Source organism: Mesorhizobium sp. LNHC229A00 (assembly GCF_000502415.1).
GTDB lineage: Bacteria > Pseudomonadota > Alphaproteobacteria > Rhizobiales > Rhizobiaceae > Mesorhizobium.
Window position 1 is genome coordinate 773,569 of sequence record NZ_AYWQ01000002.1, and the last position, 14,617, is coordinate 788,185.

General features: G+C 64.1%; 15 protein-coding genes and 1 pseudogene. 10 read left to right on the forward strand and 6 right to left on the reverse strand.

Annotation, left to right across the window (positions count from 1 at the left end; translation table 11 throughout):
- Positions 1-27 precede the first annotated feature (27 nt).
- Positions 28-708 (reverse strand): TlpA disulfide reductase family protein, encoded by a 681-nt coding sequence (locus X742_RS162860; RefSeq protein WP_023770780.1) that lies wholly within the window; start codon positions 706-708, stop codon positions 28-30.
- Between the two features lie 35 nt (positions 709-743).
- Here X742_RS162860 and argH point away from each other — a divergent pair, with 35 nt between their 5' ends.
- The 3 genes from argH to lysA all read left to right on the forward strand — a co-directional run bounded on the left by argH (position 744) and on the right by lysA (position 3,782).
- Positions 744-2,144, forward strand: a complete 1,401-nt coding sequence (argH, locus tag X742_RS162855; RefSeq protein WP_023770781.1) for an argininosuccinate lyase — start codon at positions 744-746, stop codon at positions 2,142-2,144.
- A gap of 93 nt (positions 2,145-2,237) precedes the next feature.
- A complete protein-coding gene (locus tag X742_RS162850) occupies positions 2,238-2,444 on the forward strand; it encodes a lipoprotein (RefSeq protein WP_023770782.1) in 207 nt (68 codons plus the stop codon).
- Between the two features lie 69 nt (positions 2,445-2,513).
- Positions 2,514-3,782, forward strand: a complete 1,269-nt coding sequence (lysA, locus tag X742_RS162845) for a diaminopimelate decarboxylase (RefSeq protein ID WP_023770783.1) — start codon at positions 2,514-2,516, stop codon at positions 3,780-3,782.
- A 17-nt stretch (positions 3,783-3,799) separates the two neighbouring features.
- On the opposite strand, the gene X742_RS162840 is transcribed toward lysA, so the two are convergent.
- Positions 3,800-4,102, reverse strand: a complete 303-nt coding sequence (locus X742_RS162840) for a metalloregulator ArsR/SmtB family transcription factor (protein WP_023770784.1) — start codon at positions 4,100-4,102, stop codon at positions 3,800-3,802.
- Positions 4,103-4,152: 50 nt separating this feature from the next.
- Between X742_RS162840 and X742_RS162835 the strand changes: the two genes are divergently transcribed.
- Both X742_RS162835 and X742_RS162830 read left to right on the forward strand, forming a co-directional pair.
- Positions 4,153-5,094 (forward strand): threonine/serine dehydratase, encoded by a 942-nt coding sequence (locus X742_RS162835; RefSeq protein ID WP_023770785.1) that lies wholly within the window; start codon positions 4,153-4,155, stop codon positions 5,092-5,094.
- Positions 5,095-5,228: 134 nt separating this feature from the next.
- A complete protein-coding gene (locus X742_RS162830) occupies positions 5,229-7,739 on the forward strand; it encodes a TIGR02302 family protein (RefSeq protein WP_023770786.1) in 2,511 nt (836 codons plus the stop codon).
- Between the two features lie 41 nt (positions 7,740-7,780).
- On the opposite strand, the gene X742_RS162825 is transcribed toward X742_RS162830, so the two are convergent.
- The gene (locus X742_RS162825) at positions 7,781-8,638 is read right to left on the reverse strand and encodes a LysR substrate-binding domain-containing protein (protein ID WP_023770787.1); all 858 of its coding nucleotides are present in this window, start codon (positions 8,636-8,638) and stop codon (positions 7,781-7,783) included.
- A 219-nt stretch (positions 8,639-8,857) separates the two neighbouring features.
- Between X742_RS162825 and X742_RS162820 the strand changes: the two genes are divergently transcribed.
- The gene (locus tag X742_RS162820) at positions 8,858-9,805 is read left to right on the forward strand and encodes a DMT family transporter (RefSeq protein ID WP_023770788.1); all 948 of its coding nucleotides are present in this window, start codon (positions 8,858-8,860) and stop codon (positions 9,803-9,805) included.
- On the opposite strand, the gene X742_RS162815 is transcribed toward X742_RS162820, so the two are convergent.
- From X742_RS162815 to X742_RS162805, 3 genes are all read right to left on the reverse strand, one after another.
- The gene (locus X742_RS162815; protein ID WP_023770789.1) at positions 9,806-10,177 is read right to left on the reverse strand and encodes a response regulator; all 372 of its coding nucleotides are present in this window, start codon (positions 10,175-10,177) and stop codon (positions 9,806-9,808) included.
- A gap of 119 nt (positions 10,178-10,296) precedes the next feature.
- Entirely contained in the window at positions 10,297-10,839 is a 543-nt protein-coding gene (hpt, locus tag X742_RS162810) for a hypoxanthine phosphoribosyltransferase (RefSeq protein WP_023770790.1), read from the reverse strand.
- Positions 10,840-11,019: 180 nt separating this feature from the next.
- The gene (locus X742_RS162805) at positions 11,020-11,664 is read right to left on the reverse strand and encodes a hypothetical protein (RefSeq protein WP_023770791.1); all 645 of its coding nucleotides are present in this window, start codon (positions 11,662-11,664) and stop codon (positions 11,020-11,022) included.
- A gap of 189 nt (positions 11,665-11,853) precedes the next feature.
- Here X742_RS162805 and X742_RS1000000173820 point away from each other — a divergent pair.
- The 4 genes and pseudogenes from X742_RS1000000173820 to X742_RS162790 form a co-directional block, all read left to right on the forward strand.
- Positions 11,854-11,988 (forward strand): annotated as a pseudogene (locus X742_RS1000000173820) (cell division ATP-binding protein FtsE); the annotation flags it as partial.
- A gap of 149 nt (positions 11,989-12,137) precedes the next feature.
- The gene (gene ftsE / locus X742_RS162800) at positions 12,138-12,797 is read left to right on the forward strand and encodes a cell division ATP-binding protein FtsE (protein WP_010911739.1); all 660 of its coding nucleotides are present in this window, start codon (positions 12,138-12,140) and stop codon (positions 12,795-12,797) included.
- Positions 12,790-13,776, forward strand: a complete 987-nt coding sequence (locus tag X742_RS162795) for an ABC transporter permease (protein WP_023770793.1) — start codon at positions 12,790-12,792, stop codon at positions 13,774-13,776. The genes ftsE and X742_RS162795 overlap by 8 nt, the downstream gene beginning before the upstream one ends.
- Before the next feature lie 109 nt (positions 13,777-13,885).
- Positions 13,886-14,611: a YdcF family protein gene (locus tag X742_RS162790; RefSeq protein WP_023770794.1), complete on the forward strand. Its 726-nt coding sequence runs from the start codon at positions 13,886-13,888 to the stop codon at positions 14,609-14,611.
- Positions 14,612-14,617: the final 6 nt, after the last annotated feature.

The following is a 14,617-nucleotide window of genomic DNA, read 5'->3' on the forward strand; positions in this document are numbered from 1 at the left end:
ACACACTTTTCCTGGAGTTGCTCCGGCTCACGACCCGAGCGCCGTCTCGACCAGCCGCTTTGCATCGGGCCCGGCCCATTCGGCCGGACCGTTCATGTGGGCGATCAGGCAGCCTTCGCCGTCGATCAGCATGGTGACGGGCAGGCCGAGCGCCAGACCGCGCGTCTTGAGGTCGTTGAACAGCGTCATCGTCGAATCGCGGTAGTAGCCGAGCGTGTGCACACCGGTATCGGCGAGAAACTTCTTCGGTTTCACGTCGTCGCCGGCATCGACGTTGACGGCGACGACCTGAAAGGCGGCGCTGCCTTTCTCCTTCTGCAGCGCATCGAGCGCCGGCATTTCGGCACGGCAGGGCGCGCACCACGTGGCCCAGAGATTGAGCAGCACCGTCTTGCCGGCATGATCGGCGATCGTCATCGGCTTGCCGTCCGGACCGTTGAAGGCGAGGCTCCTCATTGACTGCGGCGGATCGGCCGGCAAAAGTGCCGCGACCTCGCCGGTGGCCGCGGCCGCGACCTTCTTGGCGCGATCGCTCTTGGCGGCGCAGGCGACATCGTCCTTGCTGTCGCCGGCGGCTGCTTGGGGCGCGGCGTTGTTGCCAGACCGGCTCTCGCTGACATATACCGCGACCGCGCCGGCCAGCGCTCCCGCCACCAGGGCGGCGAGGATCAGGCGCGGGGCCGGGAAAAATCTGTTTCCGTCTGCCATTTTCTCAAAACTGCTCCGAAGCACGGGTTATAGCCATGAGCGACAAGAAGACCAGCAACCAGATGTGGGGCGGACGATTTGCCTCGGGTCCGGCCGCGATCATGGAAGCGATCAACGCGTCGATCTCGTTCGACCGCAAACTCTACGCGCAGGACATAAGAGGCTCGATCGCCCATAGCGAGATGCTGGCGCAAACGGGCATTATTTCGGCGGCCGATCAAGAAAAAATCGCTCACGGTCTGAACACGATCCTGAAAGAGATCGAAGCCGGCAGCTTCGAGTTTTCGGCGCGGCTGGAAGACATCCACATGAATGTCGAGGCCCGCCTTGCCGATCTGATCGGTCCGGCGGCCGGCCGCCTGCACACCGCCCGTTCGCGCAACGACCAGGTGGCCGTCGATCTGAGGCTCTGGGTCAAGGACGAATGCTTTCGTGTCGCCGAGGCGTTGAAAGGCTTGATCATGGCCCTCCTGGCGCGAGCCGAGGAACATGCGGCGACCGTCATGCCGGGTTTCACCCACATGCAGGCGGCGCAGCCGGTCACTTTCGGCCATCATTGCATGGCCTATGTCGAGATGTTTTCGCGCGACCTGTCGCGCGTGCGCGACGCGATCGAACGGATGGACGAGAGCCCGCTCGGTGCCGCCGCCCTTGCCGGCACCAGCTTCCCGATCGACCGCCACCAGACCGCGAGCGCGCTCGGTTTCCGCGAGCCGATGCGCAATTCGCTGGACAGCGTCTCGGACCGCGATTTCGCGCTGGAGTTCCTTGCCATGGCGGCGATCTGCGCCACCCATCTGTCGCGGCTGGCCGAGGAGATCATCATCTGGTCGACGCCGCAATTCGGCTTCATCAGGCTGTCGGATAGTTTTTCCACCGGCTCCTCGATCATGCCGCAGAAGAAGAACCCCGACGCCGCCGAACTGGTTCGCGGCAAGACAGGCCGCGTCAACGGCCATCTGGTCGGCCTGCTAACGGTGATGAAGGGCATGCCTTTGACCTACGGCAAGGACATGCAGGAAGACAAGGAATCGGTGTTCGACGCGGCCGAGACGCTCGACCTGATGCTGGCCGCGATGACCGGCATGGTTGCGGACATGACGGTCAATGCCGCCGCGATGAAGAAGGCCGCCGGCTCCGGCCATGCCACCGCCACCGATCTCGCCGACTGGCTGGTGCGCACTTTGGGCATCCCGTTCCGCGAGGCCCATCATGTCACCGGCCGCGCGGTGGCGCTGGCCGAAGACAAGAAGGTTAGTCTGGAAAAGCTATCGCTGGAGGATCTGCGATCGATCAACCCGGGCATCACTTCCGACATATTCTCGGTGCTGGCGGTGCAGCGCTCGGTCAAGAGCCGCACCAGCTTCGGCGGCACCGCACCGTCGGAAGTGAGAAAGCAAATCCGCTATTGGAAAAAGCGTCTCGCCAAAGCGTAACCCCGATATCGCGATCAGCAATATCCGGGGTGCAATGCAACCAGAACTCGGCTAAAAGCAGCGGCGGACAGAGAGTTTCGGACGGATGGATCGATGACCGGAAGCAGGATTTTGGTGACGCTGACGCTGCTTGCGGCGCTTGCCTTCGTGACCGCCTGCGGCCGCAAGGCGGGCCTCGACACGCCCTACGAGGCGGCTGTCCAGGCACGCAAGGATGCCGAGAAGGCCCACCAGCCCGTGCCGCCGGAACCGGAAAAACCGGTCGTGGACAAGAAGTTCATTCTCGACCCGCTGATCTAGCTTCGATGAAGGCGGGATTGGTCTTTCCAAACCCGATCGCATCGTGCCTCAACTTCCGGAACCACTCTCGTGAACCATTTCGACTACCGCGACGGCGTGCTGCATGCCGAGGACGTGGCGATCCCTGATATCGCCGCACAGGTCGGCACGCCGTTCTACTGCTATTCGACGGCGACCCTGACCAGGCACTACCGTGTCTTCGTCCAGGCCTTTGCCGGGCTCGATACGCTGGTCTGCTACGCCATGAAGGCCAATTCCAACCAGGCGGTGCTGCGGACCTTGGCCAAGCTCGGCGCCGGTGCCGACGTGGTCTCGGAAGGCGAATTGCGCCGGGCTCTGGCCGCCGGCGTACCGGCCGGCAAGATCCTGTTCTCCGGCGTCGGCAAGACCGCGCGCGAAATGGACTTTGCGCTCGAAGCCGGCATTCTCTGCTTCAACGTCGAATCCGAGCCGGAACTCGAGCTGTTGTCGGCACGTGCCGTGGCGCTCGGCAAGGTGGCGCCGATCTCGCTGCGCATCAATCCCGACGTCGACGCCAAGACCCACAAGAAGATCTCAACCGGCAAGGCCGAGAACAAGTTCGGCATTCCCTGGCAGCGGGCGCGCCAGGTCTACGCCCGCGCGGCAACGCTTCCGGGCATCCGGATCACCGGCATCGATACCCATATCGGCAGCCAGATCACCGAGTTGCAGCCCTTCGACGACGCCTTCGCCCTGCTGGTCGACCTAGTCGGTGCGCTGCGCGGCGACGGCCACGCCATCGAGCATGTCGACCTCGGCGGCGGCCTCGGCATTCCCTACCGCGTCGACAACAACCCGCCCCCCTTGCCCGACGCCTATGCCCAGATCGTCCGCAAGCACGTCACCAAATTGGGTCTGAAGGTCATGTTCGAGCCGGGCCGGCTGATCGTTGGCAATGCCGGCATCCTGGTGTCGGAAGTGATTTTCGTGAAGGAAGGCGACGCCAAGAATTTCCTCGTAGTCGACGCGGCCATGAATGACTTGATCCGGCCGACGCTCTACGATGCCTTCCATGAGATCAAGCCGGTCGTGCAGCCGCCGGCCGACGCGCCGCGCATGATGGTCGATGTGGTCGGCCAAGTCTGCGAGACCGGCGATTATCTCGGCCTCGACCGCGACCTGCCCCGGATGATGGCGGGCGACCTCGTCGCCGTTTCCACCGCCGGCGCCTATGGCGCGGTCCAGGCCGGCACCTACAACACCCGCCTGCTGGTGCCGGAGGTGCTGGTCGACGGCGACCGTTTCCATGTCGTGCGTCCGCGCCTGACCTATGACGAGCTGATCGGGCTGGATTCGGTGCCGGACTGGCTTGCGTAAGCCGCCCTGCCGCGACGCTATAACCGGTTCTGGATGAGTGCCCTTGCGTCGGCGATCCTGTCCTCGTCACGGCGGTAGAAGGTCCATTGCTTGATGCGCTTGGTTCTGAGCAGGCCGGCCTGGATGAGCACGCGCATATGCTCGGAAAGCGTCGCCTGAGTGATGCCGAGCTTCTCGGCGATCAGCAGAGCGCAGACGCCGTCCTCGACCAGATCGCCATCCGCCTGTGCCCGGAAATGCGCACGTGGATCCTTGAGCCAGTCGAGAACCTGCAGTCTGCGCTCGTTGGCGATCGCCTTGAAGATATCAACCTCTTGCATTTAGTGATTTTGCCAAGTTACTAATTGCTGTCAATCCCAAGGAGATTTTGATGTCGCAGGGCAACGTCGTCACACGCGCACGCATCGCCGCGATGGAACCGCGCATCCGCCCCTATATCAGGCATACACCGGTTCTGCGCGTCGACATGGCCGACTTCGACCTGCCGCCTTTGGCGGTCGACCTCAAGCTCGAATGCCTGCAGCATTCGGGCTCGTTCAAAGCCCGCGGCGCTTTCACCAACCTGTTGGAGCGGCCGGTTCCCGAGGCCGGGGTCGTCGCCGCATCGGGCGGCAATCATGGCGCCGCCGTCGCCTACGCCGCCATGCGGCTTGGCCACGGAGCGACCATCTTCGTTCCCGAAGTGAGCCCGCAGGCCAAGCTGGACCGCATCCGGGGCTATGGCGCCGACCTCGTTGTCGGCGGCGCCCGCTATGCCGAGGCGCTGGCTGCCAGCGAACGATTCGCGGGGGAAACCGGCGCCTTGCGGATCCACGCCTTCAACCAGGAGGAGACGCTGATCGGCCAGGGCACGCTCGGGCTCGAAATCGAAAGCGATCTGCCTGAGATCGACACGCTGCTGGTCGCCGTCGGCGGTGGCGGCCTGATCGGGGGGATCGCCGCCTGGTATGCCGGCCGCATCCGCATCGTCGCCGTAGAGCCCGAGGGCGCGCCGACCCTCCATCGCGCCTTCGAGGCCGGCCATCCGGTTGACGCGCCCGCGGAAGGCATCGCCGCCGATTCGCTGGCGCCGAAGCGCGTCGGCGAGATGATGTTCCCGATCGCCGAAGCCTTCGTCGAACGCTCCATCCTGGTCAGCGACGACGACATCATCGCCGCCCAGAAGGCGCTCTGGAACCGCGTGCGCATCATCTCGGAGCCGGGTGGTGCCGCCGCCTTCGCCGCGATCCTGTCGGGCCGTTACGCGCCGACACCGGGCGAACGGGTCGCCGTGCTGGTCTGTGGCGCCAACGCAGACCCCGCCAATTTCTGATTGCAACCATTTCGGCAGGCTTCACGTTCTTTCAAACTGCCTCGCCTTTGCCGTGTTTGCTGGTATTCTTCGAGTCGTGAGGCTTGGGCTATCCCGCCCGCCTCGCCGCATGATCGCGAAAAGTGGAATNCTCGATGGCGATCGAGCGTGGCTGGCCGCTGCTGCTTCCGCTCATTATCGTCGTCGGCCTGTTCCTGAGCGTCTCCTGGTTCGGTATTTTCCCCCGGCTGCCCGACGTGGTGCGGATCGGCCTTACCGCCATGTTCTGCCTGGCAGGTCTGGCGGCGCTTTATCCGCTGCGCTTTTTCCGCATCCCTGGCGCGGCCGAGATCGATCGCCGCATCGAAGCCGCCAACAGACTGCTGCACAGCCCCGTACAGGTGCAGAGCGACCGGCCCAGCGGCCAGGAAAGCAGTTTCTCGCAAGCGCTCTGGCGCGAGCACCAGAAGCGAATGGCTGGAAAGCTCGACAATCTCAGCGCCGATCTGCCGCGCACGCGCGTGCCGGAGCGCGACCCGTGGGGGTTGCGCGCCGTGGCGGCGCTCCTGCTGGTCACTGCCTTTGCCTTCTCCTTTGGGCCGACCGGCGGCCGGCTGGGCGATGGGTTCAGCGCACATGGCACGCTCGACACCGTACCCCCGCGCATCGACGCATGGGTGACGCCGCCGGCCTATACCGGCAAGCCTCCGATCTTCCTGACGGCCGACGCCAACCAGGCGACGCCGACCTTTCATGTCCCCGAGGGCAGCGACGTCTCCTTGCGCGTTACCGGAGGCTCGGGCGAGGAAACGCTTGCCTATGCCGACAAGGACGGCAATGCGCGCGCCATCGACCCCGCAAGCCCGCAAGCCGCCGCCAAACCGGCAGCAAGCCCGGCGGTGCCGTCCGCCTCGAAGGTGCGCCAGTTCGCCAGCAAGCTGACCGGCGACGGGACGATGACGCTGAAATCGGGGGAGGATCAGCTTGGCCGCTGGGCTTTCGCCGTGATCGCGGACAAGCCGCCGCAGATCCGCTTCGTCGGCGAGCCCAAGCGCGCCGCCAACGGCGCCTTCGAGCTCAACTATCAGATCGACGACGACTACGGCGCCGCCACCGCCAAGGCGGCCTTCGCGCTGGCCGACCCGCAGGCGCCGGGTGCGCATCCGCTCTACGGTCCGCCCGAAATGCCGCTGACACTGCCGCGCCGCGGCGGCAAGTCGAATGCCGCCAAGACCACGAAAGACCTGACCGAGCATGTCTGGGCCGGCAGCAGCATCAAGCTGACGCTGGTCGCCACCGACGACGCCGGCCACACCGCCTCAAGCGAAACCAAGACGCTCGTGATGCCCGAACGGCCCTTCGCCAACCCGCTGGCACGCGCGCTGATCGAACAGCGCCGCCTGCTTGCGCTCGACGCCAATGCCAAGCCGCGCGTGCTCGACCTGATGGAGGCCATCACGCTGCGGCCCGAAGACACGTTCGATACCATGTCCCACTACCTCGCCATCATGAGCGCGATGAGCCGGCTGAAGCTGGCGGTGAACGACGATCAATTGCGCAGCGAGGTTGCCTACCTCTGGGAGATCGCGCTTGGTATCGAGGAGGGCAACCTCTCGGCGGCCGAAAAGCGGCTGCGCCAGGCCCAGCAGGCCCTGCAGGATGCCATCAAGAATGGCGCCAGCGATGCCGAGATCGAGAAGGCGATGAAGGAACTTCGCGAGGCGATGAACCAGTTCCTGCAGGAATTCGCCGAACGCGCCAAGCAGAACCCGAACGCGCCGCAGATGCAGCAGAACGGCCAGGAGCTGCGCCAGAGCGACATCGACCGCATGATGGACCAGATCGAAAATCTGGCGAAGTCGGGCGCTCGCGACAAGGCCCAGCAATTGCTGTCTCAGTTGCAAGACATGATGAACAACCTCCAGGCCGGTCGCCAGCAGCAGGGGGGCGAGCAGGACAGCCAGATGCGTCAGCAGATGGATAAGCTTGGCGAGATCCTGCGGCGCCAGCAGGAGATGATGAACGACACCTTCCGCATGGATCAGATGCAGCGCGGCGAGCGCCAGCGCGGCCGCAACCGCGACGAGCAGCTTGGCCAGAACGATGAGCAAGGTCAATCGGGCGAAAACGGCAAGCCCGGCGAGAATGGCGAGCCAAAGCCGATGACGCCGCAGGAATTCGCCGATGCGCTGAAGCAGCTGCAGGAAGGCCAGGGCCAGCTGAAGAGCGATCTCGAGCAGCTGAAGAAAGGCCTGGAGGGCATGGGCATGGAGCCCAATGAAGGATTTGGCGAGGCCGGCAAGTCCATGGGCAGCGCCGAGCAGGCGCTTGGCGAGGGCCAGGGCGACGAGGCCGTCGGCCACCAGGGCCGGGCGCTCGAGGCGCTGCGCAAGGGCGCCAAGGACATGATGAAACAGATGCAGGCCATGCAGGGCGACCAGGGCGGCAGCCAGGAAGGCGGCCGCCAGCAGGATGCCGACCGTGACCCGCTCGGCCGGCCGCGCGCCAGCCAGGGTCCCGATTTCGGCGATTCGGTGAAAGTGCCCGACGAGATCGACGTGCAGCGCGCGCGCCAGATCCTGGAAGCGATCCGCAAGCGGCTCGGCAATGCGCTCAGCCCCGACATCGAGCGCAGCTATCTGGAACGGCTGCTGGAGCTGAAATAGCAAGCGGCGAGAGCGGCCAGCTTCATTTCCATGAAGCCGATCTACCTGTTGACGAACGCCTCGCGGATTGCCTCCTGCATGCCGTCGATTGCTTCGCCTGACGCATTCGGGTTGCGATGCATCACCACATTGGAGGAATCGATGTCGCCGAACCCGTCCGCGGACGTCAGCTCTCGGCAGTCCGTCGGAATGTTGCTGCGTGAGATAGGCGCGATCGCCAACCCTGAGGTGACGGCAAGCTTCAGGCCGCCATTGGTATCGCTTGTATAGGCGACGCGATAGGCAAGGCCGCGCTGCTCCAGCGATTTGATGGCGAAGTCCTTGCACCAGCCGGCGCGGTTGTAGAGCGCGATCGGCACCGGGCGCTCCTCATGCATGTGATGCAGGTTCGACGTCACCCAGACCGTCGGATCGTGCATCAGCACTTCGCCGCCGGATGGGTCCTGCCATTCGAACACCACGCATAGATCCAGCTCGCCGGCGGCGAGCGCCGCGATCTGCGCCTCCGAATGCGCGTAGCGCACGGTGACCTCGACCTTGGTGTGGCGCTTCGAAAATGCGCCGAGCGCGCGAGACAGGATGGCATGGCCATATTCCTCCGGAATGCCGATGCGCACCGGCCCACCGAGCGGCGCCGCCGCCATCGACGCCGCCGTTTCATCGAGCAGCGAAACGATACGGCGGGCATTGACGATGAGTTCGCCGCCCCGCCGCGTCAGTGCGACGCCGCGTGAACCTCGCTCGAAAAGGCTGTCGCCGACCAGCTCTTCGAGCTTCTTCATCTGCATCGACACGGCCGATTGCGTGCGGCCGGCCTGCTCGGCGGCCCTCGTGAAATTGCCAGCCTCGGCGATGGCGACAAAGGTACGCAGGAGATCACTGTCGAGGGTTGGCCGCATGGCATCCATCATAAGCGGATTTGATCGCTGGCATCATTCCAATTCGTTTGCAACATGTCAAACGCCGAACGATAATCGCATCACCCATTGGATATGCAGTCGCGAAATCGGCCGCGGACCAATCAAGAGTCCTCACTCGTGCCCGCTACCCGAAAACGGTGGCGGGTTCTTTTTGATCTGGTGAGGGTCGCCGGATCGGATGCGCGGGAGCCTGAACGGATGCAGAATAGGATGGTGGGCGGCATCCTGAGCCTGTGCCTGGGCGTGCTGGTCTTCTCGCTGCAGGATCCGCTCGTCAAAGCCGTGTCGAGCGGCTACCCGGTGACCGAGGTGATGGCGATCCGCTCGATCATAGCCTTGCCGATCCTGATCGTTCTGGTTCACGTCGATGTCGGGCTGCGGGCAATCCTGTCGAAACGGTTCGGCCTCCTGACGATACGCGCCTTCATCCAGTTCACCTCCTACACGGTCTATTACCTAGCCATCGCCGCCCTGCCGCTGGCCGACGCCGTGGCGCTTTATTTCATGGCGCCGCTCTGCATCATGGCGATGGCCGGCCCCTATCTCGGCGAGCGCGTTTCCTGGCAGACGCTGTCAACCGTGCTGATCGGCATGTTTGGCGTCCTGGTGATGCTGCGGCCCGGCGCAGGGCTGTTCGACTGGGCGGCCTTGCTGTCGCTGGGCTCGGCCGTGCTCTACGCCTTCTCGCAGCTGATGGCTCGCAAGATCGGCGATACCGAATCGTCCACTGTCATGGCCTTCTACCAGAACGGCGCCTATCTCGTCGGCGCGGCCGTCGTCGCCGGCACGTTTCACATTGCGGGCATAACCCACGCTGTCCACCCGAGCCTCGAATTCCTGGTGCGACCATGGATCTGGCCGACGCTGCCGGATTTCCTCAAGATGGCCGCCTGCGGTTTCGTCGCCGCGGCCGGCATGATCCTGCTCTCGCAAGGCTACCGGCTGGCGCCGGCCAACCGCGTCGCCACCTTCGAATACACCGGCATCCTGTGGTCGCCGCTGTGGGGTTTCCTGTTCTTCGCCGAGGTGCCCAGGTCAGCAACGGTGATCGGCGCGGCGCTTATCATCGGCGCCGGCCTGCTGGCGCTCAACACCGAGCGCCGCGCCAGCCCGGCACCGGCGCTTGTCGCCAGGGATCCAGCCTGATCAGGCGAAGCAGATCAGCGCGCGTTCGACGCGAGAACGGATCTCGGCCAGCGTGAAGGGCTTTTGCACGACATCGAGGATGATGCCGTTCAATTCCTCGGCGCGCTCGCGCTGGTCGGCATAGCCGGTCATCAGCATGATCTTCATCGCGGGAAAAAGCGCGGCTGCCGCAACCGCCATCTCGATGCCGTCCATCTCGGGCATGCGTATGTCGGAGACGACGAGATCGTAACCGCCTTTTGCGGCGCGGATCAGCGAAAGCCCCTGCGCGCCATCGGCGGCGATATCGATTGAGTGGCCGGCGCGTTCGAGCGCGCGGGCTGCGAGGGTGCGGACGGACTCATCGTCCTCGACGATCAAAAGCTTTGCCATGGCCGGCATATTTGGTGGCGAAACGTTGACTTTTCCTGAAAACCCCGGCGTTCGTCCACACTAATTTTCCTGCCACCGTTAAGGCCTTTTTCAGGACTCACCGGTGCGAGGCACTCGCCTTACACGTCGCCTTTCACCACACCCACGAACGGCAATTCACGGAAGGCATGCGCCACATCCATGCCATAGCCGACGACGAAATAATCGGGGCAGTCGAAGCCGACGTAATCGGCGTTGAGCGCGGTCTGGCGGCGCATGCGCTTGTCGAGCAGCACGGTGATGGAACAGCTTTTCGCGCCACGCGACAGCATCAGGTCGCGCGTGAAGCTTAGCGTCTTGCCAGATTCCAGAATGTCGTCGATCAACAGCACGTCGCGGCCGGCGACCTCGTTGTCGATGTCGCGCAGCACCCTCACCTCGCCGCTGGTTGTGCCGGCGCCATAACTGGAGATGAAGATGAACTCGACTTCCGGCGACAGGCCGACATCATGCATGGCGCGGATCAGGTCGGCGGCGAAGATGAACGAGCCTTTCAGCACCGAAATCACCAAGAGATCGTGATAATCGTGCCCGGCGATCTCCTTGGCGAGTTCGAGATTGCGCCGCGCGATCGCCGATGCCGAAAACAGGACTTCGATGTCCTTGCCGCGCACGTTTGGCATTTCTCGCCCTCTCCAGTTTTTCCCAACGCCTTCACACCGAGCGTGTGATGGGATTCAGGTCAGGCCGAGCCGAAAGCGGTGGTTTCCGAGAACCGGAGCGGAGCGTACTTAAGTACGTGAGCACCGGAAGCGCGGGGAACCACCGTTTGCAGACCGGCTTCACCTGAATATCGACACACGCTATTCGGCGAAGGTGACCAAAACGGTCCTTACGCCGTTCTTAGGCACGTCGAGCCGGCTGGCAAAGCCGAATCTTTCGCCCGATGCCAGCGAATGGCCAGATGTCCCCAGCGTATAGCGGGTTGTTCGCCCGTCATTGCCCGTCACCCGGATTTCGAGTGGCGGCATTGTCGCCGGCCTCGTCCCATCATTGGCGGCCTCGCCGTCGACGAACAGCACCGGATTGGCGCCGGAGGCGTCGACGCGTGACGACACGCCTGAAATGGTCAGCGCCGACGCTTGCGCGCCGGGCAGGAGCGGTGCCTGGCGCACCAGCGCATGACCGCCCGAGACCCAGAAGGCAGCAAGGGCGGCACCGATGCCGGCGATCCAGAAGATCGGACCGCCGCGCGAGGCCGGCGGCCGTTCCGCCGGCGTTTCCGGCTTGCGCAGCATGTCCATGCCTTCGATAGGCGGGGTGACAATCGCACGCGGCAGCGGCGAAACATTTTCGACTGGTGAGGCCGGCTGCGGCAACACAATATAATCCGCATCGATGATATCATCCGCCGGAGCGCGCAAGATCCGGTCAACCGCGGCAACTGCCGCGGGATCGGTCATGATTTCGCCGGAAACCGGGCGCGCGGTTCGTTCGTCAGCCATCATGGCCCCAGTATTGCGCGTGTTCGCTCTTCGTTTCTTTTGCGTAAACACAAATGGTTAACGCTTCCCCACCGGAGCCCTCTTGAAGAGCCTAAACGAGCCAGGAATTAACCGCCGGTTAACCATGCCGGCCGATGGTCTTTTCACAAAACAGGCCGGTTCGCCGCGGCCGGGAAATTCAGGTCGTCGAAATTGATTCGCTTTGAAAATGTCGGCCTCCGCTATGGCATGGGTCCGGAAATCCTCCGCGACATCTCCCTGCACATACCGGAGCGCTCCTTCCAGTTCCTGAGCGGTCCTTCGGGTGCCGGCAAGACGACATTGCTGCNAAACACAAATGGTTAACGCTTCCCCACCGGAGCCCTCTTGAAGAGCCTAAACAAGCCAGGAATTAACCGCCGGTTAACCATGCCGGCCGATGGTCTTTTCACAAAACAGGCCGGTTCGCCGCGGCCAGGAAATTCAGGTCGTCGAAATTGATTCGCTTTGAAAATGTCGGCCTCCGCTATGGCATGGGTCCGGAAATCCTCCGCGACATATCCCTGCACATACCGGAGCGCTCCTTCCAGTTCCTGAGCGGTCCTTCGGGTGCCGGCAAGACGACATTGCTGCGCCTTTTGTTCATGTCGCTGAAACCGACGCGTGGACTGATCACCATCTTCGGCAAGGACCGCTCGCGCATCTCACGCACCGAACTGCCGCATCTGCGCCGCCGCATCGGCGTGGTCTTCCAGGACTTTCGCCTGCTCGACCACATGACCACCTATGAGAATGTCGCGCTGCCGCTGCGCGTGCGCGGGCGCGAGGAAGCGAGCTACCGCACCGATGTCACCGAGTTGTTGAAATGGGTGGGGCTCGGCGAGCGCATGCATGTGCTGCCGCCGGTCCTGTCCGGCGGCGAGAAGCAGCGTGCCGCGATCGCGCGCGCCCTGATCGAGCAGCCGGAGATCCTGCTCGCCGACGAGCCGACCGGCAATGTCGATCCGCCGCTGGCGCGGCGGCTGCTGCGGCTGTTCATCGAGCTCAACCGGCTTGGTACCGCCGTTGTGATCGCCACGCACGACCTGGGCCTGATGGAGCAGGTCGACGCGCGCCGCATGATCTTGGCCGGCGGAAGGCTTGATATCTATGACTGAGCAGTCGGCCGACCATTTCGAGGAGCAGGATGGCGAGGCGGTGGAGGCGAGGCCGCGCGCACAACGCAAGATGGCGCCGATCGTGCCGGCTCAGAACATTGCCGGCCGCGCGCTGGTGCTGGTCATCGCCATCATGACTTTCCTGTCCTGCCTGACCTTCGGCGCGGTGACACTGGTGCGCGACACAGCCTCGGTTTGGGAAAACCAGATCTCGCGCGAGGCGACGATCCAGATCAAGCCGGCCGACGGCCTCGACATGGAAGCGGCGCTTACCCAGGCTTCGCGGATCGCTGGCGAGTTCCCTGGCGTGAAGGCCACCCGGATCATCGACCGCGAAGCGACCGCGAGACTGCTGGAGCCCTGGCTGGGTTCGGGCCTCAACATCGACGACCTACCGGTGCCGCGCCTCATCATCGTCACCATCGATGAGAGCAGCCCGCCGGACTTCGCCGCCATGCGCGCCGCGATCACGCCGAAACTGCCGAGTGCATCGCTCGACGACCACCGCACCTGGGTCGACCGGCTGGTGGCCATGGCCCGTACCACGGTGACCATAGGCGTCGCCGTTCTGGCCCTGATGCTGTCGGCGACGGTGCTGACCGTGGTGTTCGCGACCCGTGGGGCCATGGACGGCAACGGCCACATCATCGAGGTGCTGCATTTCGTCGGCGCCGAGGCGCGGTTCATCGCACGCGAATTCCGCCGGCATTTCCTGGTCACCGGCATGAAGGGCGCGGCCGCCGGCGGGGCGGCGGCGGTGCTCGTCTTCATCGTGTTCTCCTGGTGGTCGTCACGCAACATGGCAACCCCGCAGGCCGATCAGGCAACCGCTTTGTTCGGTAACTTCGCCATCGGTTCGGCGGGTTACGCAGGTGTCGTCCTGATGGTGCTGGTGATCGGCGCGCTGACGGCGGCAACCTCGCACGTCACCGTCGTTGCCTATCTCAGCGACATCGATGTTCGCCAGCCCGATGCATGAAAGGGCCTCGTCCTGGCTTGGATGGAAACAGGGCGATCACGGATAGAGAATTCGCGTAACGCAAAGTGCGTCTTTTACCTATCAAGGGCCGCATTTGAGGATTAACTATATGATCATGGATGTGCGGGACTCGACCGGGACGGCTGGACAGCTGCCAGTGGTGGTTGACCGTTGGCGCGGCCTTGGCAGGGTTAGCCATCTAAGGACCGCCCTTCGCTTCTCCGCTCTCTCCCTGCTTGTGCTTGCAACAGTGTTCGCTGGCGGCTTTGGCTGGTTCGCCAGCAAGGTCAGTCATCTGACCACGCCCGCCAACCCGGCCAAGGCCGACGCCATCATCGTGCTGACCGGCGGCCAGTCGCGCCTCGACGCCGCGATGGAGCTGCTCGCATCCGGCAAGGGCGAGCGGCTCTTGATCAGCGGCGTGCACCCCTCGGCCAGCCGGCGCCAACTTCAGGCGGCGACCGGCGGCGACAAGAAACTGTTTTCCTGCTGCGTCGACATCGATCGCGCCGCGCTCGACACGATCGGCAATGCCGAGGAAAGCGCTAAATGGGTGGAAAACCATGCCTATGGCACGGTTATCCTGGTCACCAACAATTATCACATGCCGCGCAGCCTTTTGGAGATGGGCCGGCTGCTGCATGGCGCCAAGCTCGAACCCTACCCGGTGGTCAATTCCAACCTGGATAATGGCAGTTGGCTGACCAAGCCGCGGGCGGTGCGCGTGCTGTTCACCGAATACACCAAGTACCTGCTGGCGCTGGCTCGCGGGTTTATCCCGGTGAAACCGACGCCCGAGGGAATCGCGCTGGCCGAGACCGCCGCCGGCGGCTGAGCCGCG

Bases quoted from the DNA above. Each gene is read 5' to 3' on its own strand.
- X742_RS162860 (WP_023770780.1), bottom strand. From the start codon at position 708: ATGGCAGACGGAAACAGATTTTTCCCGGCCCCGCGCCTGATCCTCGCC.
- X742_RS162805 (WP_023770791.1), bottom strand. From the start codon at position 11,664: ATGATGGCTGACGAACGAACCGCGCGCCCGGTTTCCGGCGAAATCATG.
- argH (WP_023770781.1), top strand. From the start codon at position 744: ATGAGCGACAAGAAGACCAGCAACCAGATGTGGGGCGGACGATTTGCC.
- X742_RS162820 (WP_023770788.1), top strand. From the start codon at position 8,858: ATGCAGAATAGGATGGTGGGCGGCATCCTGAGCCTGTGCCTGGGCGTG.
- X742_RS162790 (WP_023770794.1), top strand. From the start codon at position 13,886: ATGATCATGGATGTGCGGGACTCGACCGGGACGGCTGGACAGCTGCCA.
- X742_RS162835 (WP_023770785.1), top strand. From the start codon at position 4,153: ATGTCGCAGGGCAACGTCGTCACACGCGCACGCATCGCCGCGATGGAA.
- X742_RS162825 (WP_023770787.1), bottom strand. From the start codon at position 8,638: ATGCGGCCAACCCTCGACAGTGATCTCCTGCGTACCTTTGTCGCCATC.
- X742_RS162840 (WP_023770784.1), bottom strand. From the start codon at position 4,102: ATGCAAGAGGTTGATATCTTCAAGGCGATCGCCAACGAGCGCAGACTG.
- X742_RS162850 (WP_023770782.1), top strand. From the start codon at position 2,238: ATGACCGGAAGCAGGATTTTGGTGACGCTGACGCTGCTTGCGGCGCTT.
- X742_RS162815 (WP_023770789.1), bottom strand. From the start codon at position 10,177: ATGGCAAAGCTTTTGATCGTCGAGGACGATGAGTCCGTCCGCACCCTC.
- X742_RS162830 (WP_023770786.1), top strand. From the start codon at position 5,229: ATGGCGATCGAGCGTGGCTGGCCGCTGCTGCTTCCGCTCATTATCGTC.
- X742_RS162795 (WP_023770793.1), top strand. From the start codon at position 12,790: ATGACTGAGCAGTCGGCCGACCATTTCGAGGAGCAGGATGGCGAGGCG.
- hpt (WP_023770790.1), bottom strand. From the start codon at position 10,839: ATGCCAAACGTGCGCGGCAAGGACATCGAAGTCCTGTTTTCGGCATCG.